1 protein-coding gene is annotated in these 5,411 nt (G+C 63.4%); it reads right to left on the bottom strand.

Annotation, left to right across the window (positions count from 1 at the left end; translation table 11 throughout):
* Positions 1-5,411 (bottom strand): peroxidase family protein (locus tag ACXRVY_RS15885; RefSeq protein WP_458237723.1); only part of this gene is annotated, 5,411 nt, incomplete at both ends.

Below are 5,411 nucleotides of genomic sequence, written 5' to 3'. Positions count from 1 at the left end.
TGACCAGATTGGCGAACGTGTTGTTCTCAAGTTCCGCGCCAAAGTCCATCGAGGCGGTGCGTTCCAGATAGTAGAAGCGGTCTCCGTCCTGGAGTTTCTCCATCTGGTTCTCGAAGACGAAGTTGAAGGTCGAACCGAGCATGCCGCCAAAGGGCATTTTCTCCTCGGCCAGCCCGCCAACCCAGAAATCGACACTGTCCAGGCCGGTGATGGTCACGTCGTCCGCGGTGTTCAGAATACCGTCCGCACCAGCGGTGCTGGCCCAGGCACCTGTGCTGTTGAGGAAGTCGACACGGTCGGCCGGTGCAGTCGCGCTGCCTAACACCAGGTCCGCAGCCGCGGCGCGCTTGTCCGCCAGCGTGATGGCGCCGGTGATGGTCGAGTGTGTGCCGTAGGCGGCGATGAAGTTGATCAGCGATTCCGGATGTTTTATGTGCTGCACGAAATCGGCCCAACTGGTGTAAGGCTTGAGCTCTGCGTCGCCAGTAGGCAGATAGAACTCCCGCCGCGCCGCGTTCAGGGACGGAATGCCGGTATCGCGGCCGCGCGCCAGGTTGATGGCAGGCAGATCGAGCGGCAGGCCGAGCAGATTGTTGCGCAGGGCTTCAGTGACGAACTCGTCAATCTCGTTGCCTACCTGACGGGTCACGCCGCGCACGATGGCACCGGCCGCCTGTTCCGGGGTCGGACCGCTGCCCGCGAACGCGATCGGGTTGAGGAAGGCCTGAATCAGCCCGATATCGCTTGAGGCGAAGTTCGGATCCAGCCGGTCGACCTGCTCCAGCAGCATCGAGTGCCCGAAGCGATAGACGGTGTGCGCGAACTCGGCAACGATGCTCGGATCGATCGCAGTGTCGTACACCTGGCCCGGGGCGAAGAAGGGATCGACCATCGGCTGGATCGTACGCGCGAACTCCTCGAACACCAGGTGCTGGTACTGCATCTCGGTGCCGAACTTCGCGGTCTGGAACAGGCGCTCGCCGTTCCAGTCAAGGGTCGTGGTATCGACGGGAACGGCAGTGACAGGCGTCAGCAGCCACTCGTTCAGGAACGACACGTCGCCGCTTGCCGCTGTCGCCAGGACCACCGCCATGGTGTGATCGACCAGGCGGTTGTGCTCATGGTGGAAGATGGAATGGACGGTGGTCAGACCGATGTTCTCGTTGACCCGGCCGTCGCCGGCAATGTAGTGCGCGTCCAGCAGTTCGTTGTCGTAGAAGCCCGGTGCAGGCGTACCGCCAACAACAGTGTCCACATCGGGCAGGAGTGCTGCGCCGGTCACGTCGTCGATCGGAACGGCGGTGTGCGCGATGTCGTTGAGGAAGGCATGACCGGTGCGTACGGCATCGACCAGGCTGATGGGCGCCGCCGGATTACCTTCAACGAGCACATCGTCGGCCGTGCCGGCAATGCCGTCCGGGCCCACCATCACCACCTGAGGAAAACCGTTCGGACCCTTGATGAAATTGCCGTAGGCGTCGGTCGCCAGCAGTGGCACGTTGTTGAAATCGGCATCGGTGAGATTGATGCCGAGCAGGTCATGAGCTTGCGCCTTGACTACCTTCCAGGTTGCCATGCCACCGATCCCGACGTCGTCGGCCGTACCGAACACGCCATCGGCGCCCAGATCACGATTTTCGATCAACTTGCCGGTGGCCACCGGATCGCCCGCTGCGTTGAGCTCATAGGCACGCAGGAACACCTGGTGCGAAGGATGCGAGCTGTAGGTCTGGTTCTGGTCGACAAACGGCGAGGTGGTATTGGTGTTCTCGTGGATGTCGTCGGCCGTACCGAGGATGCCATCCGGGCCGGGCAGATTGGTGGCGCGCGTCAGCACCATGAAGTTGGTCGGGCTACCGGGCACGAACAACGGGTCATCCGGCTGCAGCGGAATGAACACGGTGCCCGAGCCGCCCTTGGTGACGAGGTCCAGGCCATGGTCGAAAAACTGGCCGAAGAAGGTCATCCATTGGTTGAAGGGCGCGGTCAGGCCCGCGTCGGGACTCACGTTCGAGTTGAAGAAGGTCTGGAACGTCGTGCCGTCGGTGCGGGTTCCGGTAATCACCTGTGAGCCGACTTTCAAGACATCGTCAGCCGTGCCAAGGATGCCATCCAGCCCCGGATCGAAGGTAGCCGCGACCGCTGCCGGGTTGCTGGCGGTCTGGTCGACGATCAGGTTGCTGATGGTGCGCGGCTGCGAGTCGTTCACCAGGCCGCTGGTCTGGAGGTAGCTCGTGCCGGCGTCGGCCGTGCGGAAGTCCGGAGTGGTCAGGCGCGGGAATACGTTATCGGCGGCACCGAACTCAGGATGGAGCAGGTTGTTTTCCGTCCCTTCGACCGTGCGCAAACCGTACGGCACCCGTATGTTCGGCAGCAGAGAAACCATGTTCTCACCCGCCGCGTTGTGTTCCGCGATCTTGATCTGGTCAAGGATGAACGCCAGGTCCGATTGCGTGTAACGCACACCGTTGCTGGGGGCAGTGGTCTGCGGATCGATCAGCGAAGGCGCCGCTGCGGGGGCCGGCGCGCCGGCAACTACGGCCGTGGTCGGTGCCGAGAACACCTGTTCGGTCACGCCATTATCGTCCGCATAGAAGCCTTTGACGCGCACTGCCAGGCCGGCAAGATCCGCCGTCACCGTGAGAGTGGGCGCGTCCGCTCTTGTAAATCCGAGACCGATGCGGCCTGGCCCGAGGATGATGTCCTCGAAGACGCCCGAGCCTGGTGCCAATTCAACCTGCCATATGTAACTGATGGAATTGTTGATCCCCCCACCCGCGTTGTCGGCATCGCTGATGCCTGCCGCCGACACGGTCAGCGTCTGGCCAACGGTCGGTGCGGTGTTATCGACCGTCAGTGCGCCCACAGGCTCGGCGTTGACCCCCTGCACGAGGACCACTGCCTGATCGGAGAACTGCAGCCGTTCGATGTGGGTGAGACGGTCGGTTTCTTCATTGCCGACATTGTCGGTCACGGTGACGACGTCGGTGGCGGCGAGATCGAGGGGAACGGCGGGATCGACGACGATGCCATTGACGGCGATCGTGTAGTTCGCCAGAGGGCCCATGAAGTTGACGGTGTCGAACGCAGCCCCGCCTACGGATGTACCGGGCAGGATTTCGCGCACGGCGACGAGCTGGCCGGGATTGAAGGTGCCGTTCAGCATGAGCGGGATCAGGGGCTCCATGCTGTCGAAGGTGGCGATCTCCGGCCCGGTGCCATCGATGTTCTGCCGCACGCTGATGCGCACGTTGAGCCAACTGTCGCCGTCGATGAGGTCGCTACCGCCAAGGCCTTCGATGATGTCGCTGCCATCGCCACCGAGGATGATGTTGCCCGCGCCGAACTGATCGTCTGCGGTACCCACGATGCCGTCGGGGCCAGCAGCAGCGGCGCCGACGAAGGCCMGCAGGCCGCTGACGAGATCGAAGTTGGTGAGGATGCTGCCCCTGGCCGTGATGTTGGCGATGATGGCTGCGTTTTGGTTGTCGCCGCGCAGGAAGTCGGCGAAGGACGACCCCGACAGGCCCTCCACTTCCGCGAACCGGTCATAGATCGCGTCGGCCGATTGCGCCACCGCGCCCACGATATTGCCCGCGGCATCGGGCACCGCGTGATAGGGACTGAAGAACGGGGTGACCATGTCGACGGTCACGCCGAMCTTGTCATTCTTGTAGGTGGTCCAGTCGAACCCGGACATGCCATCCATCTTGTCCTGAGCGTCGCTGGCGACGAACACTTCGTCGCCGCCCTCGCCGATCATTTCATCGAATCCGCCTTTTCCGATGAAGATGTCGTTGCCGGGCACATCGTCGGACAACGTGGGGCTATTGTTGTCGCCGACCGCACCGTCCTGGGTGCCCCCCTCGATCCAGTCATCGCCTTCGCCGCCCTGCGGCGATAGGTTGACTTTGGCGCCGAGGATGAAGTCGTCGCCCGCGCCGGCGAAGGTCATGGTGATGTCTTCGGTGGTGATGATGAAGTCTTTGCCAGCGCCGCCGAAGACCAGGTTGTTGAGGCCGAGGGTCGAGTTGCCGGCCTGGATGACGTCGTTGCCGTCCTCGCCGCGCAGGGTGTCGCTGCCGCCGATGTCGGTGATGATGTCGTCGCCGGCACCGCCAAAGACGTTGTCGTTGCCGTAGCCGCCGTCGAGGCGGTCGTTGCCGGCGTCGCCATAGACGGTGTCGTCGTCCGAGTCGCCGGCAATGAGGATGTCGTCGCCGGCCGTGCCGCCCAGCACGACCGTATCGCCGCCGGTGTAGTGCAGGTAGTTGGTATCCAGGCCCACTGTGGCGGGGTTGTCGCGGATCACCAGCGGCGTGAAATGGTCAATCCGTGGTGAGCCGATCGGGTGGATCGACGGGCCAAAGGGGTCGGCGTTGGCGGGCAGATCGTCGAGCGTGCCGACGATGCCGTCCGGGCCGGCCACCACACTCTGGTTGAACTGGCGCGTCGGGTCGGTCTCCAGGGTGAAGGCCGGCGTCAGGAATACGTTAGCCGACAGGTGTGTTGCGTCGCTGTTGAGCATCACCAGATTGGCGAACGAATTGTTCTCCAGTTCAGTGCCGAAGTTGAGTCCCGCGGTGCGCGCCAGATAGTAGAGGCGGTCACCATTCTGCAGGTTTTCCAACTGGGTTTCGAAGACGAAGTTGAAGCTCGAACCCAGCAAGCCACCAAAGGGCATCTTCTCTTCGGCCAGGCCGCCGATCCAGAAGTCGACGTTGTCCAGGCCGGAGATGGTGAAGTCGTCTGCGGTGTTCGGAATACCGTCCGCCCCGGCGTTATTCGCCCAGACACCGGTGCTGTGCAGGAAGTCGAGACGGTCGATTGGCGCGGTCGCGCTGCCGAACACCAGGTCTGCAGCCGCGGCGCGCTTGCCCGCCAGCGTCGTAGCGCTAGTGATGGTTGAGTGTGTTCCGTAGGCGGCGATGAAGTTGACCAGCGATTCCGGGTGCTTCATGTGCTGCACGAAATCGGCCCAGCTCGTGTAGGGGGTCAACTGGCTGTCGCCGGTCATGTGGTAGAACTCGCGCCGCGCCTCGTTCAGCGACGGGATGCCGGCGTCGCGGCCACGCGCCAGGTTAAGGGCGGCCAGGTCCAGTGGCAGGCCAACCAGGTTGTTGCGCACCGCGTCGGTTACGAACTCGTCGATCTCGTTACCGACCTGGCGGGTCAGGCCGCGTACGATGGCGCCTGTCGCCTGCTCAGGGGTGGGTCCGCTCGCAGCGAATGCCAGCGGGTTGAGGAAGGCCGCGATCAGGCCGGTCTGTTGATTGCCCGGGGCAGTCGGATTGCCGTCGCCGACGACGTTGAAGTTGGCATCGAAACGATCGACCGTCTCCACCAGCATCGAGTGACCGAAGCGAAAGACCGTGTGCGCGAACTCGGCGACGATCGCCGGGTTGATCGTG

It is taken from the genome of Pseudomonas sp. P5_A2_2 (assembly GCF_054177685.1).
Note: the sequence above shows the minus strand (reverse complement) of the source record. Positions and strands in the feature narration are given on the sequence as shown.